Below are 19,204 nucleotides of genomic sequence, written 5' to 3'. Positions count from 1 at the left end.
AGCCGGCAGGTACCGGCTCGCGGCGGCGGCATGACGGCGATGGATCGCCCTACTGCAGCTGGTCCCACAAAAAGTCGTAGGCCATCGCGTGCATGTGCGCGGACTGCCGGTTGTCCGCGCCGGCGCCGTGGCCGCCTTCGAGATTCTCGTAGAACCACACGTTGGGGTGGCCCTGCGCCTGTATCCGCGCGGCCATCTTGCGCGCCTGCACCGGGCCGACGCGATCGTCGCTGGTGGCGGTGTAGAACAGCACCGGCGGGTAGCGGCCGTCCTTGCGCACGTTCTGGTACGGCGAGAAGGTCTTGATGAAGTTCCAGTCGGACGTGTCGGGGTTGCCGTACTCGGCCATCCACGAGGCACCGGCGGACAGGTGGATGTAGCGCTTCATGTCCAGCAGTGGCACCTCGCACGCAATCGCGCCGAACAGCTGCGGGTACATGGTCAGCATGTTGCCCATCAGCAGGCCGCCGTTGCTGCCGCCTTCGGCGCCGAGGTGCTGCGCCGAGGTGACGCCGCGCTTCACCAGGTCCTCGGCCACCGCGGCGAAGTCCTCGTAGGCGCGCGGACGGTTCGCCTTCAGCGCGGCCTGGTGCCACTGCGGGCCGTACTCGCCGCCGCCGCGGATGTTGGCGATCACATAGACGCCGCCGCGTTCCAGCCACGCGCGGCCGACGCTGCCGCTGTACTGCGGTTGCAGCGACACCTCGAAGCCGCCGTAGCCATACAGCAGGGTGCGGTTGGCGCCGTCCAGCTTGAGATCCTTCGGGGCGATCTCGAAGTACGGCACGCGGGTGCCATCCTTCGACTGCACGAAGTGCTGGCTGACCGCGAACTTCGCGGCATCGAAGAACGCCGGCGCCTGCTTGACCTTCTCGGCCGCCGCGCCGCCCAGTACGCCGTGGCGCAACGACGACGGCGCCAGGAAGCCGGTGACATCGAGCCAGTACTCGTCGCTGTGGTCGGGGTCGGTGTCGATCACGTTGATCGTGCTCATCGCCGGCGCGCCGGCCATCGCCGCGCGTTTCCAGTCGCCGCCGGGCGTCGCCACCTGCGGCGGGGTCAGCACCTCCAGCCGACTCTTGACGTCGTCCATCAGGTTGAGGATCAGGTGATTCTTGGTCCAGGCGTACGAGTCCAGCGAGGTATGCGCGTCGGGCTCGAACAGCATGGTGAAATGGCGTTTGCCGGCCATGAACGGATCGAACGGCGTGGCCAGCAGCGCACCGGCCGGGTAGGTGCTGCCGTCCACCGTCCACGGCGAGCGGGTGCGCACCAGCAGCCAGTCGCGATGGGCTTCGGCTTCCGCGTCGGCCGGCACCTCGACGCGGACCAGCTTGTCGCCGAGGCGCTGGTACAGGTCGCTGTGGTAGAAATCCCTGGCGATGGACACGAAGTCGCGCTCGTAGCCCGGCGTGCGGTCGTGGTGCGCGCTGACCGCCAGGTCGCTCGGCTTGCCCTCGTACACGGTGGCGGCCGCCGCCAGCGGCGTGCCGCGCTTCCACTCCTTGACGATGCGCGGATAGCTCGACTCGGTCATCGAGCCGGGGCCGAAGTCGGTGCCGACGTAGAGGGTGTCTTCGTCGATCCAGTCGACTTCGCTCTTCGCCACCGGCAAGACGAAGCCATCCTTCACGAACGCCTTGTGCGGGATGCTGAACTCGCGCACGGCCACGGCGTCGCCACCGTCCGGCGACAGCGAGATCAGGCAGCGCTCGTAGGCCGGCTTCAGGCATTGCACGCCCTTGAACACCCAGCGCTTGCCCTCGGCCTGGTTCAAGGCGTCGACGTCCAGCAGCAGCTCCCACGCCGGCTCGGCCTTGCGGTACTCGGCCAGCGTGGTGCGCCGCCAGATGCCGCGCGGGTGCGCCTTGTCGCGCCAGAAGTTGTACAGGTGGTCGCCCATGCGATTGACGTAGGGGATGCGTGCTTCCGAGTCGAGCACCTCGAGGATGCGGTCGCGGGTGCGCGCGAACTCGGCGTTGTCGACGAACTGCTTGGCGGTCGTCGCGTTCTGCTGCTTCACCCAGTCCAGCGCGCGCGCGCCGTGGATGTCCTCCAGCCACAGGAACGGGTCGTCGCCGGTCGGAGTGGCGGCGGGAGCGGGGGTGGTGTCGCGGGCATGGCTGTCGTTCATGCCCGTCAGTGTGACGCCGAGTGCCAGCATCAGCCAGACCGATTTCATCGTGTGCCCCCAGGTGCGAGTGAACGTAATGCGGGCGCGGCCCGCAGTTGGTCGAGCGTAACCGCCCGGGCGTGTGGCCGCCCGTGACCAAAGTCGGGAGCGCGGGCCGGGAACAGAAATCCCGCCACGCGGGCGGGATTCCTGTCGTTGCGCGGGCGTGGCTTACAGCAGCGGAATCAGCAGCAGCGCCACGATGTTGATGATCTTGATCAGGGGGTTCACCGCCGGGCCGGCGGTGTCCTTGTACGGGTCGCCCACGGTGTCGCCGGTGACCGCGGCCTTGTGCGCCTCCGAACCCTTGCCGCCATGGTGGCCGTCCTCGATGTACTTCTTCGCGTTGTCCCACGCACCGCCGCCGGTGGTCATCGAGATCGCCACGAACAGGCCGGTGACGATGGTGCCGATCAGCACGCCGCCGAGCGCCTTCGGCCCCAGCAGCAGGCCGACCACGATCGGCACGGCGACCGGCAGCAGCGAGGGCACGATCATCTCGCGGATCGCCGACTTGGTCAGCATGTCCACCGCGCGCGAGTATTCCGGCTTGGCGGTGCCCTGCATGATGCCGGGGATGTCGCGGAACTGGCGGCGCACTTCCTCCACCACCGCGCCGGCGGCGCGACCCACCGCCTCCATCGCCATCGCGCCGAACAGGTACGGGATCAGGCCGCCGATCAGCAGGCCGATGATCACCATGTGGTCGGACAGGTCGAAGGTCATCGGATGATAGTCGACGCCCGCGGCCAGCGCCTTGGCCCGGGCCGCGACGTCGAGGTTGTGCGTGTAGTCGGCGAACAGCACCAGCGCGGCCAGTGCGGCCGAGCCGATCGCGTAGCCCTTGGTCACCGCCTTGGTGGTGTTGCCCACCGCATCCAGCGGGTCGGTGACGCCGCGCACTTCCGGCGGCAGGTCGGCCATCTCGGCGATGCCGCCGGCGTTGTCGGTGATCGGGCCGTAGGCGTCCAGTGCCACGATCATGCCGGCCATCGACAGCATGGCGGTGGCGGCGATCGCGATGCCGTACAGGCCACCCTGGCTGTAGGCACCCCAGATCGCCGCGCAGATCACGATCACCGGCATCGCGGTCGATTTCATCGACACGCCGAGGCCGGCGATGATGTTGGTGCCGTGACCGGTGGTGGAGGCCGCTGCGATGTGCTGCACCGGGCGGAACTGCGTGCCGGTGTAGTACTCGGTGATCCATACGATCAGGCCGGTCAGCACCAGTCCGATCAGCGCGCAGTGGAACAGCGCGTGGCTGGAAACGACGCTGCCGTCGCCGGCGGTCAGGCCCTGCGGCAGCAGGTTGCCGGTGACGAACCAGAACGCGACGGCCGAGAGTACCGCCGAGACGATCACGCCCTTGTACAGCGCGCCCATGATCGAGCCGCCCTGCTTCACCTTCACGAAGAAGGTGGCGATGATCGAGGCGAGGATCGACACGCCGCCGAGCACCAGCGGGTACAGCACGGCAGCGAGATTGTCGACGAAAGTGAGGCCGGCCAGCAGCATGGTGGCGATCACCGTCACCGCGTAGGTCTCGAACAGGTCGGCGGCCATGCCGGCGCAGTCGCCCACGTTGTCGCCCACGTTGTCGGCGATCACCGCCGGGTTGCGCGGGTCGTCCTCCGGGATACCGGCCTCGACCTTGCCGACCAGGTCGGCGCCGACGTCCGCGCCCTTGGTGAAGATGCCGCCACCCAGGCGCGCGAAGATCGAGATCAGCGAGCTGCCGAAGGCCAGCCCGACCAGCGCGTGCAGTGCGGTCTCGCCGGTGACGCCGAAGTGGCCGAGCGCCAGCCAGTAGCCGGCCACGCCGAGCAGGGCCAGGCCGACCACCAGCATGCCGGTGATCGCGCCGCCGCGGAACGCCACGTCCATCGCGGCGCCGAGGCCGCTGCGCGCCGCCTCGGCGGTGCGCACGTTGGCGCGCACCGAGACGTTCATGCCGATGTAGCCGGCCGCACCGGACAGGATCGCGCCGAGCAGGAAGCCGATCGCGGTCGGCCAGTTGAGGAAGAAGCCGATCAGCAGCAGCAACACCACGCCGACCAGGCCAATGGTGGTGTACTGGCGGTTGAGGTAGGCGCGTGCGCCTTCCTGGATGGCCGCGGCGATCTCCTGCATCCGTTCGTTGCCTGGCGATTTCGCCAGGATCCAGCGCGCGGACAGCGCGCCATACAGAACCGCCACCACCGCACACGCAACGACGATCCACCAGCCATACTGCTGCAGCATCGGAGCCTCCCCATGGGTTGTAAGTGGCCGTCCGGAACGGGCGGTCGCGGGGAGTATAGGCAGACGCGGTGGCGCAGGCCGTTGTGCGGCGCAGCGCCATCCGCCAAAGAACAAGGGCCATGCACGGATGCATGGCCCCGGATCGTTCTCCTGGGTGCGGGCCTATCGCAGGGCGTAGTCCAGGATGATGCCGGTGGCGATCGCGACCAGCAGGTAGTCGTGGTCCGCACGCACCCAGTGGTAGCCGCGCGGCGGCGGGCGCAGGCGGTAATGGCCGTAGTCGCGCACCACGTAGGTCGGGCCGTAGTAGCGGTGGCCGCGTTCCCAGCGATGGTGGCGCACCGGGTAGTAGTGCGGACCGGCGTGGCGATAGTCGCGATGGTCGTAGCCGTAGCGGCGATCGTCATGGCGGCGGTAATCGCGGCGCCAGTCGCCATGACGGCGGTCGTCGTGCCCGCGGCGGTCGTAGCCATGGTCATGGCCGCGGCGGTCGTGGTCACCGGGGCCGGGGGCGGCCAGCGCGAAGCTGCCGGTGGTGAGCAGGGCGAGGGCGATGAGCAGGCGGCGGATGAGTTTCATCTCGGGTCTCCCGTGGAGGGTCGTGGCCGCAACGGCGCGGCGATCGACCCGGGCAGGATGGAGCGTAAGAAATTGCGGCTGAACGCAGACCGTGCGCGACGCGCGGGTTCAGGTCCCACTCGGCTAGGTGAGCGGGCACGCGGAATGGATGGACGTCCGTGCTGGAGCGGGCTGCCCGGATCGCGCGCAGCTTTCAGGCGAGCTTGCGCAGCCACTCGCGCAGGGCGGCCACGGCCGGATCGCCGCCGGCCGCGGCAGGGTGCACGAGCAGGTAGTCCAGTCCGTCCAGCGTCGGGCCGAACGGTGCCACCAGAGTGCCATGCGCCAGTTCGTCGACTATCAGCGCGGTGTCGAGCAGGGCCACGCCCTGGCCGGCGATGGCGGCCTCGATGGCATGGGTTTCGTCGCTGAAGGTAGTGCCGCGGGCAGTATCGAGCCGGCGCAGACCGGCCGCGCGAGCCCAGGCGGCCCAGTCGACCGGGTCGCGGAAGGTGGGTTGCCACTGGTAGTGCAGCAGCGGATGGCGGCCGAGCTCGTCCGGCGCGCGCAGCTTGAGTGCGGGGCTGCACACGGGGGCGAAGCGCGCATGCAGCAGCGCTTCGTGGTGCAGGCCGCGGTACGGGCCCTTGCCGTAGCGGATCGCGGCGTCGATCTGCTGCGCCGCGAAATCCACCGGGCGGGTCGAGGCGTGCAGGCGCAGGTCGAACTGCGGGTGGGTCGCCTGGAAGCCGGCCAGCCGCGGCACCAGCAGACGCGCCATGAACGCCGGTGTGGCCGAGACGGTGACGATGCGACGCCGCTGCGGCCGCAGCAGCGGCGCCAGCGCGTCGGCCATCAGGTCGAAGCCTTCGCGCAGTGCCGGAAACAGCCGGCGACCTTCCTTGGTCAGCACGACCCCGCGTGCCTGCCGCTCGAACAGGGCGACGCCCAGCCGCTGCTCCAGTTGCCGGATCTGATGGCTGACCGCGGTGGCGGTCACCGCCAGCTCGTCCGCAGCCACGCGGAAGCTCTGGTGCCGGGCAGCCGCCTCGAACGCGCGCAGCGCCGCCAGCGGCGGCAGGCGGCGGGGTCCGATAGGTGATCTGAATTCATCCATAGGCTGAGAAAGTATCGTTTTCCAGGCAGGTTGGTACTTCATAGCATGGGCAATACCTGAGTGAAACTCTCCCGAGGGGCTTGCCCATGATCACCTTGTTGCACATCGACGCCAGTGCCCGCGGCGGGCGTTCCGACCTGCATGCGCACGGCTCCCATACCCGCCGGCTGGGCGAGCGCTTCGTGGCGCGCTGGCATGCCGTGCGCGCCGCCGATCCGGTGTTCTATCGCGACGTGGGGCAGGCCCCGCCCGCGCCGGTGGACAGCGCCTGGATCCACGCGGCGTTCACGCCGGAGTCGACGCGCTTGCCGTGGATGCAGGGGCGGCTGGCCGAGAGCGACCGGTTGGTGGACGAGCTGGCTGCCGCCGACCTGATCGTGGCCGGCGTGCCGATGTACAACTTCGGCGTGCCGGCCGGCTTCAAGGCCTACATCGACAACATCGTGCGCGTGGGGCGCACCTTCGGCTTCGACCGCGCACGGCGAGGCGAGCCCTACTGGCCGCTGCTGACCGACCGGCCGCGCACCCTGGTGCTGCTAGGGTCGCGCGGCGACTACGGCTATGGCGGGCGCATCGCCGCGATGAACCATGTGGAGCCGGCGGTGCGTACGGCCTTCGGCTACATCGGCATCCGCGACGTGCGCACGGCGGCGGTGGAGTACGACGAGTTCGGCGGCGAGTGCCTGGCCGCATCGCTGCGTGAGGCGGAAGCGGCGGTCGATGCGCTGGTGGACGAATTGCTGGCCGGCTTGCCGGGCGCACGCATCAAGCCGCCTGCGCTCATGGCGTGAACGGGGGCAGCCTGCCCGCCACCGCTGCGTTCTTCAGACGGACATAGCGCGGCAGGCCATCCTTGCCGTAGGGGGGCGGCGCTTCGCCGCGGATCAGCGGGGCGAGGTAGCGGCGGGCGGCGGCGGTGATGCCGAAGCCGTCGCGGCTGATGAAGTTCTTCGGCATCTTCTTCTCGCGGTTGGCGATCTTCGCCAGCGGCGCCGGTTCGATCTTCCAGCGGTACGGCGCGTCGGACGTGCGCACGATCACCGGCATCACCGCGTTCATGCCGGCCAGCGCGTAGTCGACCGCGGCCTTGCCGACCGCGTAAGCCTGTTCGGCGTCGACCTGCGAGGCGGCATGCCGCGCCGAGCGCTGCAGGTAGTCGGGCAGCGCCCAGTGGTACTTGTAGCCGAGCTTTTCCTTGACCAGCGCGGCCAGCACCGGCGCCACGCCGCCGAGCTGGCTGTGGCCGAACGCGTCGCGCGTGCCCGCTTCGGCGAGGAACTGGCCGGCGGCGTTGCGCACGCCTTCGGAGGCGACCACGGTGCACCAGCCCACCCGTTCGACGGTGGCCTTCACTTTGGCCAGGAACGCGGCCTCGTCTAACGCGTTTTCGGGGAACAGGATGATGTGCGGCGGCGCATCCGCGCCTTCGCCGGCCAGCCCGGCGGCCGCGGCGATCCAGCCGGCGTGGCGGCCCATCACTTCGAGGATGAACACCTTGGTCGAGGTGTCGGCCATCGAGGCCACGTCGAGGCTGGCCTCCAGCGTGGAGATCGCGGTGTACTTCGCCACCGAGCCGAAGCCCGGGCAGCAGTCGGTCACGGCGAGGTCGTTGTCCACCGTCTTCGGCACGCCGATGCAGCGGATGTCGTAGCCAAGCGCCTTGCCCAGCTGCGAGATCTTCAGCGCGGTGTCGGCCGAGTCGTTGCCGCCGTTGTAGAGGAACCAGCGGATGTCGTGGGCGCGGAACACCTCGATCAGCCGCTCATACTCGGCGCGGTTCTCCTCCAGCGACTTCAGCTTGTAGCGGCACGAGCCGAACGCGCCGCCGGGGGTGTGGCGCAGCGCGGCGATCGCGGTGGCCGATTCCTTCGAGGTGTCGATCAGTTCCTCGCGCAGCGCGCCGAGGATGCCGTTGCGCGCGGCATACACCTTCACGCCCTTGCCGCGAGCGGCCTCGATCACGCCGGCGGCGGTGGCGTTGATCACGGCGGTGACGCCGCCGGACTGGGCGTACAGCAGGTTGCCGGTGACGGCGGGAGAACGGCGGCTCGGGCTCATGGGATCCTCGATCGGGCAGTGGAAGCGTGGCGGCGGTGTCGGCAAATCTTTTTCCGCAACAATCACTTGGCCGGGTGCGACGAAGGTCGCTGTTTGACGGCACCCGGTGCAGCGGCTAATTTGACGGCAATTTCGTGCATCGGGCGGGTTGCTGCAGCGTGCGGCGGCCCGCCGAACTCGTGGAGCATTATGCGACTCGTCCTACTTGGTGCGCCCGGTTCGGGCAAAGGTACGCAGGCGGCCCGGCTGAAGACGGCGCTGGGCGTTCCGCATATCTCGACTGGCGACATGCTGCGCGCCGCGGTCGCCGCCGGCACCGCGATGGGGCTCAAGGCCAAGGCGGTGATGGACGCCGGCCAGCTGGTTTCCGACGACATCCTGCTCGGCATGCTGGAAGAGCGCCTGGCCCAGGCCGACGCGAAGGCCGGCTTCATCCTCGACGGCTACCCGCGCAACCTGACCCAGGCCGACGCGCTCGACCACCTGCTGGCCAAGCTCGGTCAGCCGCTGGACGCGGTGGTGAAGCTGGAGGTGCCGAACCAGGCGATCATCGGCCGCTGCGAAATCCGCTACAAGGCCGAGGCCCGCGCCGACGACAACCCGGATACCGTGCGCAAGCGCCTGGCCATCTATGCCGAGCAGACCGCGCCGGTGGCGGATTTCTACGCCGGCCGCGGCAAGCTGCAGGTGGTGGACGGCGTCGGCGAGCTGGCCGAGGTCACCGCGCGGATCGAACGCGCGCTGCAGAACGAAGCCGCCGCCGCGAACGGCTGAGTCCGCTTCCCGCGCCCGGAGAGGGAAGCGCCCGCCATGCGTCTGCACATCCTCGGCATCTGCGGTACCTTCATGGGCGGCGTCGCCGCGCTCGCGCGCGAGCTGGGCCATGCGGTCGAAGGTTCCGACGCCAACGTCTACCCGCCGATGAGCACCCAGCTGGAGGCGCTCGGCATCGGTCTGATGAGCGGCTACGCCGCCGAACACCTGCAGCCGGCCCCCGATCTGGCCGTGGTCGGCAACGCGATGAGCCGCGGCAATCCGGCCGTCGAGTACATGCTCGACGCGCGCCTGCGCTACATCTCCGGCCCGCAGTGGCTGGGCGAGACGGTGCTGGCCGAGCGCGACGTGCTGGCCGTGGCCGGCACCCACGGCAAGACCACCACCACCAGCCTGCTGGCGCATTTGCTGGAGAGTGCGGGGATGGCGCCGGGGTTTCTGGTCGGCGGTGTGCCGGGCAATTTTGGTGTCTCCGCGCGGCTGGGGGGCAAGCAGGCCTACGCGAGCCCCGGACCCTCATCCGGCGCTGCGCGCCACCTTCTCATCCGCAAGGGGACTCCCCAAGGGTCGCCGGCGGCAGAACGGAGTGTCGTGCCGCCGGTGGCGGCGCCATTTGTGATTGAAGCGGACGAGTACGACACCGCGTTCTTCGACAAGCGCTCGAAGTTCGTGCACTACCGCCCGCGCATCGCGATCCTCAACAACCTCGAGTACGACCACGCGGACATCTTCCCCGACGTGGCCGCGATCCAGCGCCAGTTCCACCACTTGGTGCGCACCGTGCCGGGCAACGGCCGGCTGATCGTCAACGCGCATGACGAGCGCCTCGCCGAGGTGCTGGCGATGGGCTGCTGGACGCCGGTGGAGACTTTCGGTATCGGCCGCGGCGACTGGCAGGCCACGCTGATCGAGGCGGACGGCTCGGCCTTCGCGGTGCACCGCGAAGGCGAGCGGCTCGGCGAGGTGCGCTGGTCGCTGCTGGGCCACCACAGCGTGATGAACGCGCTGGCCGCGCTCGCCGCGGCGACGGCCGCGGGCGCCGATCCGCGTGCGCTGCTGCCGGCGTTCGCCAGCTTCGAGAGCGTGAAGCGACGGATGGAACTGGTCGGCGAAGTGAATGGCGTGCGCGTGTACGACGACTTTGCCCATCACCCCACCGCGATCGCCACCACTCTGGCCGGGCTGCGCGCGAAGGTCGGCGACGCGCGCATCCTGGTGGCGCTGGAGCCGCGTTCCAACTCGATGCGGCAGGGCGCGCATGCGGAGGCGCTGGCGCCGTCGCTGGCCGACGCCGATGCGGTGGTGTTCCTGCATCGCCCCGAATTGCCGTGGGATGCCGGTCGCATCACCGCTGCACTCGGCGGGCGCGGCGGCACGGCACCGACCGTCGATGCATTGATCGCCGCGCTGCGCGCACAGGTCCGGGCAGGCGACCAGGTGATCTTCATGTCCAACGGCGGTTTCGAGGCGGCGCCGCGCCGCTTCGTGGAGAGCCTGCGGCAGGCTTGATCGGGTCGTGGCCGCCGCGGCTTCTGGGTACACTCGCCGCATGGTCGTCCACGCGCAGCCGCCACTCGTCGAGATACCGCTGTTTCCGCTGGGTTCCGTGCTGTTTCCCGGGGGCCAGCTGCAGTTGCGCATCTTCGAGCCGCGCTATCTCGACCTGGTGCGCGAATGCACGCGCCATGGCACCGGCTTTGGCGTGTGCCTGATCCTCGAGGGACGGGAAACCGGCGAGCCGGCGGTGCCGGCGGCGATCGGCACGATCGCGCGGATCAGCGATTTCCATCGCGACGACGACGGCCTGCTCGGCATCGTCGCCGAAGGCGGTTCGCGTTTCCAGGTGGTGCGCAGCCGAGTGCGTTCCGACGGCCTGCTGCGCGGCGACGTGGAGCTCTGGCCGGGCGAGCCGGCACAACCGGTGCCGGTGGAGTTTGCCCTGCTGCAGACCATCCTGGAACGGTTGATCGAGACCATGGCGCCGCACTGGCGCGATGCGCCGCGCAGCGCCTATGACGACGCCAGCTGGCTGGGTTTCCGGCTGGCCGAACTGCTGCCGCTGGATACCGGCGAGCAGCAGCGCATGCTCGAACTGCACGACCCGGCGCAGCGGCTGGCCGAGCTGCGCGACATCCTGCCGCGCTTCCAGAAGCCCTGACCGGGCGGGTTCTACACTGGGAACCTTCCTGACGGAGTGACGCACATGGCCGACCTTGCCGGCAAAACCTTGTTCATCAGCGGCGCTTCGCGCGGCATCGGCCTGGCGATCGCGCTGCGCGCGGCGCGAGACGGCGCCAACATCGTGATCGCGGCCAAGAGCGGCGTGCCGAATCCGAAGCTGCCCGGCACCATCCATACTGCCGCGGCGGCGGTCGAGGCGGCCGGCGGCAGGGCGCTGGCGCTGCAGGTGGACATCCGCGAGGAGTCCCAGGTGGTGGCTGCCGCGGCGCAGGCGGCCGAACGTTTCGGCGGCATCGACATCGTGGTCAACAACGCCAGCGCGATCTGGCTGGCCGGCACCGAAGGCACGCCGATGAAGCGCTTCGACCTGATGCACCAGGTCAATACCCGCGGCACCTTCCTGGTCACCCAGGCCTGCCTGCCGTACCTGAAGAAGGCGGTCAACCCGCACGTGCTGATGCTGTCGCCGCCGCCCAGCCTCGACCCGAAATGGTTCGCGCCGCATACCGCCTACACCATCGCCAAGATGGGCATGAGCCTGTGCGTGCTGGGCATGAGCCCGGAGTTTGCCCCGCTGGGCATCGCGGTGAACGCGCTGTGGCCGCGTACGGTGATCGCCACCGCGGCGATCGGCATGATCGACGGCGTGAAGGCGGAGCATTGCCGCAAGCCGGAGATCGTGGCCGACGCCGCCCACGCCATCATGACCCGCCCGGCGCGCAGCTACACCGGCCATTTCGCGATCGACGAGGAGATCCTGCGCGAAGGCGGGGTCGCCGATTTCGACTGCTACGCCGTGCAGCCGGGCGCCCGCTTGCTGCCGGACCTGTTCCTGGGTTGAGGATCGACGGGCGCAGGTCCCTGCGATCGCGCCGGTGCCTTGCCGGCACGCCGTGAGGCATGGCTGATGCACGGACTGCAAGGCAGCGGCGAGCAGTGCCCGCTTCTTCACAATCCGCGCGTTTTCCTGCGCGTATATTCCGTGACTTGCATCATGTTTTCGGGGTGTCAGGGACGCAGGATGCGGCGACCGTAGTCGCGGGATCGGCCAACTACCCGCGACGTGCCGCGTCCCGGACGTACGTCGGCGTGGGGCAAGGGGCCACAAGATGAACGATAGACAGATGCCCAGGCGTTGCGTGGTCTGGTTCGGCAGCCCGACCGACGGTGAGTGCGCCGCGCTGGTCGAGGAAGGCTGGCTGGTGCGGATCGGCGACGCGCAGTTGCAGGAGGGCGTCGGCACGCGCCGCGACGACATCGTGGTGGCGCTGGCCGACCTGCGCTGCGGCGGTGCGCAGACGGTGCAGGCGATGGATCGGCTGATGGCCGACTATCCGTGGCTGCCGTGGCTTGCCCTGGTTCCCCGCGACCCCGCGGCGGACGCGCCCGGGGCGGAACGCATCCTGCGGGCCAGCACGGCCTTCCTCACCGTGCCGTTCGATTGCGGCTGTCTGCTCGACGTGCTGGCGAAGATTGCCGATGGCCAGGCGCAGCCAGCGGAAGGTACGGACGTGCCCGGCATCCCGGGGGCGCACAGTGCGGCGATGCGCGTCATCGCGACCAGCCTGTGCAAGTACGCGCCGGTGGATCTTCCGGTGCTGATCACTGGCGAAACCGGCAGCGGCAAGGAGGTGGCGGCCCGCGCGCTGCACGGCCTGTCCGCGCGCCGCGAACGGCCGTTCGTGGCGATCAACTGTGGCGCGCTGCCATCGAACCTGGTGCAGTCCGAGCTGTTCGGTCACGAGCGCGGCGCGTTCACCGGAGCGATCGCGCGGCGCATCGGTCACTTTGAGGCGGCCGCCGGCGGCATCGTGTTCCTGGACGAGGTGGGCGACCTGCCGCCGGACGCCCAGACCAGCCTGTTGCGGCTGCTGCAGGAGGGCACGCTGGTGCGCGTGGGCTCGACCCAGCCGATACGACTGGACGTGCGCGTGCTGGCTGCTACCCACGTCGATCTGGAGGCCGCTGTCGCGCAGGGACGCTTCCGCGAGGATCTGTACTACCGGCTCAACGTGCTGCGCCTGCGCATGCCGGCGTTGCGCGAGCGCGGCGGCGACGTCGAGTGGCTCGCGCAGCATTTCCTCGACGCATTCTGCGCGCGGCACCCCTGCCGTGCCCACGCGTTCGGCCGCGATGCGCGGCGGGCGATGCGCGCGTTCGCCTGGCCCGGCAACGTGCGCGAGTTGCTCAACCGCGTGCAGCGGGCGGCGGTGGTCGCCGAAGGCAGCCTGATCGGTGCCGCCGACCTGGACCTGGAGGTGGCGCCGGCGGCGTTCGGCGCCCACGGCAGCCTCGACCTTACCCGCGTGTCGGCCGAGCGCGAGGCGGTGCTCAACTGTCTGCGCGAGAGCGGGTACAACATCAGCGAATGCGCGCGCCGGCTCGACGTCTCGCGGGTCACCGTGTATCGCCTGTGCCGGAAGCTCGGGCTGGAGCTGGAGCACCTGCGCAAGCTCGCGTCGCCGCACGGTGGCCGGCCGGCAGCCGGCATGCAGCGGCGCGGCCCGCCGGCGGCAGCCCAGAACGTGTAGGGCGCCGGGTGCGCAACGCGGGTTCCGTCGGTTGCGGGTTGGGCGAAGGAAATCCCCCCGACCCGCAGGGGACGGGTCGGGGGGTTCCTTTGCTGCCCGGCTACAGGGTCGCCGGGTTACCGCCCTCGTTCGCCGCTTGCGCGGCTATTCGCGTCACGGGATCGTCGCAGCCAGGGCCAGTAACCGGTCGTCGATGATGCCGGCGGCTCGGAGGCCAAGGCGTTCCCCATCGTATTCTCACGAATCGCGAGCAATCCCCGTGCCATGCCGAAGAAGGGCCGTGGCGACGCGTTTTGTGCCTTGCGATCCCGGACCAGCAGCGGAGCGACGTGTCACTTCGGATACAGCGTGGTGCGATGGCTGCCCTCGGTTGCGCGCGGGAGCGCGGACTGGTGCTGCGCGGCGGCGGGTGTAACGGCGGCGATACAGTTCGTGCAGCAGTGTTACAGCGTTCTTTGCGATTGTGTGCAGTGCAGCGTGGTTCTACGATGCGCGCCTGCGCTTTCACCTGCGCCACGCGGCGCTCCCGAGAATCACCATGTACAAACACCCTCCCGGCCTGGTTGAACTCGGCAAGCGTTACTGGCTGCCGGTGTACAAGCCGCGCGAGCTGGTGCTCGACCACGGCAAGGGTGCGCGGGTGTGGGATACCGAAGGGCGCGACTACGTGGATTTCGGCGCCGGCATCGCGGTCAACGCGCTTGGCCACCAGGATCCGGACCTGCTCGCTGCGCTGGCCGCGCAGGCGCACAAGCTGTGGCACAGCAGCAACGTGTTCTACACCGAGCCCCCGCTACGGCTGGCCGAGGAACTGGTGCACGCCTCGGGGTTCGCCGAGCGCGTGTTCCTGTGCAACTCCGGCGCCGAGGCGAACGAGGCGGCAATCAAGCTGGTGCGCAAGTGGGCGGCGGCGCAGGGCCGGGCGCCGGAGCGGCGCGTCATCGTCACCTTCAATGGCTCGTTCCACGGCCGCACATTGGCCACCGTCACTGCCACCGCGCAGGCGAAATACCAGCAGGGCTACGAACCGCTGCCGGAAGGTTTCCGCTACCTCGACTTCAACGACGCCGAGGCATTGGAGGCAACCTTCGCTGCCGGCGACGTCGCGGCGGTGATGCTGGAGCCGGTGCAAGGCGAGGGCGGCGTGCTGCCGGCCGCGCCAGGCTTCCTCAAGCGCGTGCGCGAGCTGTGCGACCAGCATGACGCGCTGCTGGTGCTGGACGAGATCCAGTGTGGCATGGGCCGCACCGGCACGCTGTTCGCGCACGTTCACGACCACGTGGTGCCCGACATCGTGACCCTGGCCAAGGCGCTCGGCGGCGGCTTCCCGATCGGCGCGATGCTGGCCGGGCCGAAGGTGGCCGAGGTGATGCAGTACGGCGCCCACGGCACCACCTTCGGCGGCAACCCGATGGCCGCCGCGGTGGCGCGTGTCGCGCTGGCCAAGCTGTCTTCGCCGGCGGTGCTGATGAACGTGGAACGGCAGGCGAACGACCTGCGCGCGGGGTTGGCGCGGATCAATCACGAGCTGCAGTTGTTTGCCGAAGTGCGCGGCCGCGGGCTGATGATCGGCGCGGTGCTGGCCGATGCGTACAAGGGCAAGGCCGGCGCGGTCCTCGATCACGCCGCCACCCGCGGCTTGCTGCTGCTGCAGGCCGGGCCGGACGTGCTGCGCTTCGTGCCGCCGCTGACCATCACCGACGAGGAACTGGCCGACGGCCTCGCGCGCCTGCACGCGGCGTTGAGCGATTTTGCGGCAGGCTGAGCCCGCCCATCAGGAGCATCCTGGATGAAATACCTGCACAGCATGGTGCGCGTGCGCGACCTTGACGCCTCGCTGCGTTTCTACTGCGAAGGCCTCGGCCTGCGCGAGGTGCGCCGCCAGGAAAACCCCGCGGGCAAGTACACGCTGGTGTTCCTCGCCGCGCCGGACAGCCCCGAGGCCGAGATCGAGCTCACCTGGAACTGGGGCTCGACCGAGGACTACGGCAGCGCGCGCAACTTCGGCCACCTGGCCTTCCGCGTGGAGGACATCTACGCCACCTGTGCGCGTCTGCAGGCGATGGGTTGCACCATCCACCGCCCGCCGCGTGATGGCCACATGGCCTTCGTGCGTTCGCCCGACCTGATCTCGATCGAGCTGCTGCAGGAAGGCCACCTGCCGCCGTGCGAGCCGTGGGCGTCGATGCCCAATACCGGCAGCTGGTAATCAGCCCCTTGCGTCGCGCAGGGCGCCGCGCGCGGCTTCCAGCGTGTCGGCGATGTGCTGGTCGGTGTGCGCGCTGGACAGGAAGCCGGCTTCGAACGCCGAAGGCGCCAGGTACACCCCGCGCTTCAGCATGCCGTGGAAGAAGCGGTTGAACAGCGCCGTGTCCGCCGCGGTGGCCTGCGCGTAGCTGCGCACTTCTTCGGCGCTGAAGAACAGGCCGAACATGCCACCGACGCGGTTGGTGCTGAATGCCACGCCTTCGCCGTCGGCCACCGACTGCAGGCCGTCGCAGAGTAGGCGGGTGCGGGCGGCCAGCCGCTCGTGGAAGCCGGGCGCCTGGATCAGCTCCAGCATCGCCAGGCCCGCCGCCATCGCTACCGGATTGCCGGAGAGCGTGCCGGCCTGGTAGATGGGGCCGGCAGGCGCGATCTGTTCCATCAGCTCGCGGCGGCCGCCGTAGGCGCCCACCGGCATGCCGCCGCCGATGATCTTGCCGAACGTGGTGAGGTCCGGCGCCACGCCGTAATGCGCCTGCGCGCCGCCGAGTGCCACGCGAAAACCGGTCATCACCTCGTCGAAGATCAGCAGCGCGCCGTGGCGCGTGCACAGTTCGCGCAGGCCTTGCAGGTAGCCGTCGACTGGCGGGATGCAGTTCATGTTGCCGGCGACCGGCTCGATGATCAGGCCTGCGATTTCGTTGCCCTGTTCGGCGAACAATGCCTTCGCGGCGTCGAGGTCGTTGTACGGCAGGGTCAGGGTGAGGTCGGCATTCGCCTTCGGCACGCCCGGCGAGGTCGGCACGCCGAAGGTCAGCGCGCCGGAGCCGGCCTTGACCAGGAAGCTGTCGCCGTGGCCGTGGTAGCAGCCCTCGAACTTCACGATCTTGCTGCGGCCGGTGGCGCCGCGCGCGAGGCGGATCGCCGACATCGTGGCCTCGGTGCCGGAGTTGACCATGCGCACCATCTCGACCGACGGAATCAGCCGGGTGATGGTCTCGGCCATCGTCACTTCGGCCGGACAGGGCGTGCCGAACGACAGGCCGTCTTTCACCGCGCGCTCGACCGCTTCGCACACCGCCGGGTGGTTGTGGCCCACGATCATCGGACCCCACGAGCCGACGTAGTCGATGTAGCGCGTGCCTTCCACATCCCATAGGCAGGCGCCGTCTGCCCGCGCGGTGAAGAACGGCTCGCCGCCCACCGACTTGAACGCGCGCACCGGTGAGTTCACGCCGCCAGGCATCAGCTTCTGGGCGCGCTGGAAGAGTTCGTGGTTGCTCATCGTGCGGATTCTCGATCGGAGGGGTACAGGTCGGCGAAACGCTGTGCGGCGGCGCGCACGTCGGGGGCGGCGAACAGGGCAGTGATGGCCGCCAAGTACTCGGCGCCGGCCTCGACCAGCGAGGCGCCATTGTCCGGCGTGATCCCGCCGATCGCCACCCGCGGCACGCCCAGCGCGGCGCTTTGCCTCAGCAGGTCAATCGGGACGCGTGGCGCCAGCGGCTTGGTCGGCGAAGGAAAGAACGCACCGAACGACACGTAGCTGGCGCCGGCGCGCGCAGCGGCCTGTGCGCGCGGCAGCGAGCCGTAACACGACATGCCGATGATCGCCTGCGCGCCCAGCATCGCGCGCACGGCAGCGGGGTCGTCGTCGTCCCGGCCCAGGTGCACGCCATCGGCGCCGACCGCCTGGGCCAGCGCGATGTCGTGGTCGATGATCAGCGGCACGCGGTGGGCGCGGCACAGCTGCGCGAGCGCCGTCGCCTCGGCGCGGCGGCGCGCCGTGTCGTCGCTCAGGTCGCGGTACTGCAGCAGCTTCACGCCACCGGCCAGCGCCTGTGCGACGACGTCAAGCAGGTCGGCGCGCGGCCCGTCGGTGATGGCGTACAGGCCGCGGCCCGGTAGGAGTGTCGGCATCTTCGTTGCCTCGGGGGTCGGGACAGAGGTGCGGCGGTATCGCCGCGCTTTCGTATTGTCGGTCGAGTTGCGAGAATGCTCCATTCCCCAGGCGACCCGAAGAAACCCGATCATGAGCCAGAGTTCCACCGAAACCGCCTTGCGCAAATGGATGTGCGTCGTCTGCGGCTACATTTACGACGAAGCCGCGGGCGTGCCGGAGGAAGGCATTCCCGCCGGTACCCGCTGGGAGGACGTGCCCGACACCTGGACCTGCCCGGACTGCGGTACCACCAAGGATGATTTCGAGATGATCGAGATCGACTGAACGCCGATTCCTGCCTGCAAACGGCCCGATCCCGTCAGTGCATTGGCCGGGCCGCCTGTTCTGATGTTCCTGCGCCTGACTACGCAGCGCGCCATACGGGGAACATCCCATGCAACAGTTCATTCCGTTCGAAGACGACTGGGACGCACTGGAAAACCTGCGTCCCGAAAACCTGATTCCCTATCGTGTCGGCATGCTCGACGCGCCGCGTGAAGCCGTTCAGCGCACGGGCCCGATCTCGCCGTCGATCTTCAACACGTCGCCCGGCTTCGCCCCGATGCGCTGCGCCGTGCCGGCAGACAGCTCCAGCACGTAGATCGCCGGCGCGTCGCTGGGATAGGTCGGGCAGGGATCGGCCTTGCATGGCGGCACATCCAGCTGCATCGAGACCAGTCGGCGCTCCGTATCGAAATACAGGATGTCCAGCGGTATCAGCGTGTTCTTCATCCAGAACGCCTGTGGCCCGGTGTGGGGAAACACGAACAGCATGCCGTGATCGGGCGCCAGCGTGGTGCGCATCATCAGGCCGCGCTGGCGACCGGCATCGTCGGTGGCGCGCTCCACCAAAAAACGCTGTCCATGCAGCTCGACCGCCGGTATCCCGGGCTGCGCCGGAGCGGAGCCGGAACAGCCGGCCAGCAGGAACAGCATCGGGGCGATCCATCGTGTCATCGTGGCGGTTCGTTGCAGAGGGGAAGACGTGGCGGGCAGTCTAGCGCTCCTGTCGGCAGCGTTTCGCGAGAAAAGTACACGCGCCCCCTTCCCAGACGTGCGGCTCGGCGCTATGATTCTCGCCCCTTCGACGAGACGCCCTTTCGCGAAGGCTTCTGCACTACCCCACGCTGAAAAATTTGTTGGCTGAGGGTGTTGACGGTCGTAAAAAGCGATGTAGAATGGGCGGCTCACCCGGGACGAAAGGTCACGGGGCGATCACCGAAACGGTGGTCGGCAAGGTGAAGATCTTTGACAGTGTGCGCAGGTGAATTGTGTGGACGTCTTGTGCTGGAGGGTTGCGACCTGTCCAAGCAATGCAAGCGTCCCACCAAGTAAAAAGTCAGTAATGAGTTTTGATTGGTTGGGAACATACGCTTCAGAAAGATAGATCGACTTCGGTTGATCGAAAACTTAAGTGAAGA

General features: G+C 69.0%; 17 protein-coding genes. 9 read left to right on the top strand and 8 right to left on the bottom strand.

Annotated features, from left to right (window positions below; all coding sequences use genetic code 11):
- Positions 1-49 precede the first annotated feature (49 nt).
- The 4 genes from RHOOR92_RS0103125 to gcvA form a co-directional block, all read right to left on the bottom strand.
- Positions 50-2,134 carry a prolyl oligopeptidase family serine peptidase gene (locus RHOOR92_RS0103125; RefSeq protein ID WP_231378333.1) on the bottom strand — a complete coding sequence of 695 codons (2,085 nt, stop codon included), beginning with the start codon at positions 2,132-2,134 and terminating at the stop codon, positions 50-52.
- A gap of 210 nt (positions 2,135-2,344) precedes the next feature.
- On the bottom strand, positions 2,345-4,417 hold the full coding sequence (locus RHOOR92_RS0103120; RefSeq protein ID WP_027489563.1) for a sodium-translocating pyrophosphatase: 2,073 nt from the start codon (positions 4,415-4,417) through the stop codon (positions 2,345-2,347).
- 162 nt (positions 4,418-4,579) lie between these two features.
- Entirely contained in the window at positions 4,580-4,996 is a 417-nt protein-coding gene (locus tag RHOOR92_RS0103115; protein WP_007514205.1) for an RcnB family protein, read from the bottom strand.
- 193 nt (positions 4,997-5,189) lie between these two features.
- The gene (gcvA, locus tag RHOOR92_RS0103110; protein ID WP_007514206.1) at positions 5,190-6,092 is read right to left on the bottom strand and encodes a transcriptional regulator GcvA; all 903 of its coding nucleotides are present in this window, start codon (positions 6,090-6,092) and stop codon (positions 5,190-5,192) included.
- Positions 6,093-6,178: 86 nt separating this feature from the next.
- Here gcvA and RHOOR92_RS0103105 point away from each other — a divergent pair, with 86 nt between their 5' ends.
- Positions 6,179-6,883 (top strand): NAD(P)H-dependent oxidoreductase, encoded by a 705-nt coding sequence (locus RHOOR92_RS0103105; RefSeq protein ID WP_027489562.1) that lies wholly within the window; start codon positions 6,179-6,181, stop codon positions 6,881-6,883.
- On the opposite strand, the gene RHOOR92_RS0103100 is transcribed toward RHOOR92_RS0103105, so the two are convergent.
- A complete protein-coding gene (locus RHOOR92_RS0103100; RefSeq protein ID WP_027489561.1) occupies positions 6,873-8,150 on the bottom strand; it encodes a 6-phosphofructokinase in 1,278 nt (425 codons plus the stop codon). The two genes, RHOOR92_RS0103105 and RHOOR92_RS0103100, sit on opposite strands and share 11 nt — an antisense overlap.
- Before the next feature lie 189 nt (positions 8,151-8,339).
- Here RHOOR92_RS0103100 and RHOOR92_RS0103095 point away from each other — a divergent pair, with 189 nt between their 5' ends.
- From RHOOR92_RS0103095 to RHOOR92_RS0103065, 7 genes are all read left to right on the top strand, one after another.
- Positions 8,340-8,924, top strand: a complete 585-nt coding sequence (locus tag RHOOR92_RS0103095; RefSeq protein WP_027489560.1) for an adenylate kinase — start codon at positions 8,340-8,342, stop codon at positions 8,922-8,924.
- 36 nt (positions 8,925-8,960) lie between these two features.
- Positions 8,961-10,433: a UDP-N-acetylmuramate:L-alanyl-gamma-D-glutamyl-meso-diaminopimelate ligase gene (gene mpl, locus RHOOR92_RS0103090; protein ID WP_015446633.1), complete on the top strand. Its 1,473-nt coding sequence runs from the start codon at positions 8,961-8,963 to the stop codon at positions 10,431-10,433.
- Positions 10,434-10,473: 40 nt separating this feature from the next.
- Entirely contained in the window at positions 10,474-11,082 is a 609-nt protein-coding gene (locus RHOOR92_RS0103085) for an LON peptidase substrate-binding domain-containing protein (RefSeq protein ID WP_007514211.1), read from the top strand.
- 45 nt (positions 11,083-11,127) lie between these two features.
- Positions 11,128-11,946 carry an NAD(P)-dependent oxidoreductase gene (locus RHOOR92_RS0103080; protein WP_015446634.1) on the top strand — a complete coding sequence of 273 codons (819 nt, stop codon included), beginning with the start codon at positions 11,128-11,130 and terminating at the stop codon, positions 11,944-11,946.
- Positions 11,947-12,229: 283 nt separating this feature from the next.
- A complete protein-coding gene (locus tag RHOOR92_RS0103075; protein WP_037114823.1) occupies positions 12,230-13,636 on the top strand; it encodes a sigma-54 dependent transcriptional regulator in 1,407 nt (468 codons plus the stop codon).
- A 538-nt stretch (positions 13,637-14,174) separates the two neighbouring features.
- A complete protein-coding gene (locus RHOOR92_RS0103070) occupies positions 14,175-15,401 on the top strand; it encodes an acetylornithine/succinylornithine family transaminase (protein ID WP_027489558.1) in 1,227 nt (408 codons plus the stop codon).
- A gap of 24 nt (positions 15,402-15,425) precedes the next feature.
- Positions 15,426-15,845, top strand: coding sequence for a VOC family protein (locus RHOOR92_RS0103065; protein ID WP_007514215.1), 420 nt, complete (start codon positions 15,426-15,428; stop codon positions 15,843-15,845).
- On the opposite strand, the gene hemL is transcribed toward RHOOR92_RS0103065, so the two are convergent.
- Positions 15,846-17,126 (bottom strand): glutamate-1-semialdehyde 2,1-aminomutase, encoded by a 1,281-nt coding sequence (gene hemL / locus RHOOR92_RS0103060; protein ID WP_007514216.1) that lies wholly within the window; start codon positions 17,124-17,126, stop codon positions 15,846-15,848. It lies immediately after the preceding gene.
- Positions 17,123-17,761, bottom strand: a complete 639-nt coding sequence (thiE, locus tag RHOOR92_RS0103055; RefSeq protein WP_007514217.1) for a thiamine phosphate synthase — start codon at positions 17,759-17,761, stop codon at positions 17,123-17,125. The genes hemL and thiE overlap by 4 nt, the downstream gene beginning before the upstream one ends.
- A gap of 112 nt (positions 17,762-17,873) precedes the next feature.
- On the opposite strand from thiE, the gene RHOOR92_RS0103050 reads away from it, so the two are divergent.
- Positions 17,874-18,068, top strand: a complete 195-nt coding sequence (locus RHOOR92_RS0103050) for a rubredoxin (RefSeq protein WP_015446637.1) — start codon at positions 17,874-17,876, stop codon at positions 18,066-18,068.
- 219 nt (positions 18,069-18,287) lie between these two features.
- Here the strand turns inward: RHOOR92_RS0103050 and RHOOR92_RS0103045 are convergent, their stop codons facing one another.
- Positions 18,288-18,719 carry a DUF192 domain-containing protein gene (locus RHOOR92_RS0103045; protein WP_037114820.1) on the bottom strand — a complete coding sequence of 144 codons (432 nt, stop codon included), beginning with the start codon at positions 18,717-18,719 and terminating at the stop codon, positions 18,288-18,290.
- Positions 18,720-19,204 lie beyond the last annotated feature (485 nt).

It is taken from the genome of Rhodanobacter sp. OR92 (genome assembly GCF_000427545.1).
GTDB lineage: Bacteria > Pseudomonadota > Gammaproteobacteria > Xanthomonadales > Rhodanobacteraceae > Rhodanobacter > Rhodanobacter denitrificans.
The sequence above is the reverse complement of the archived record's forward strand: the minus strand, read 5'-3'. Positions and strand labels throughout refer to the sequence as shown.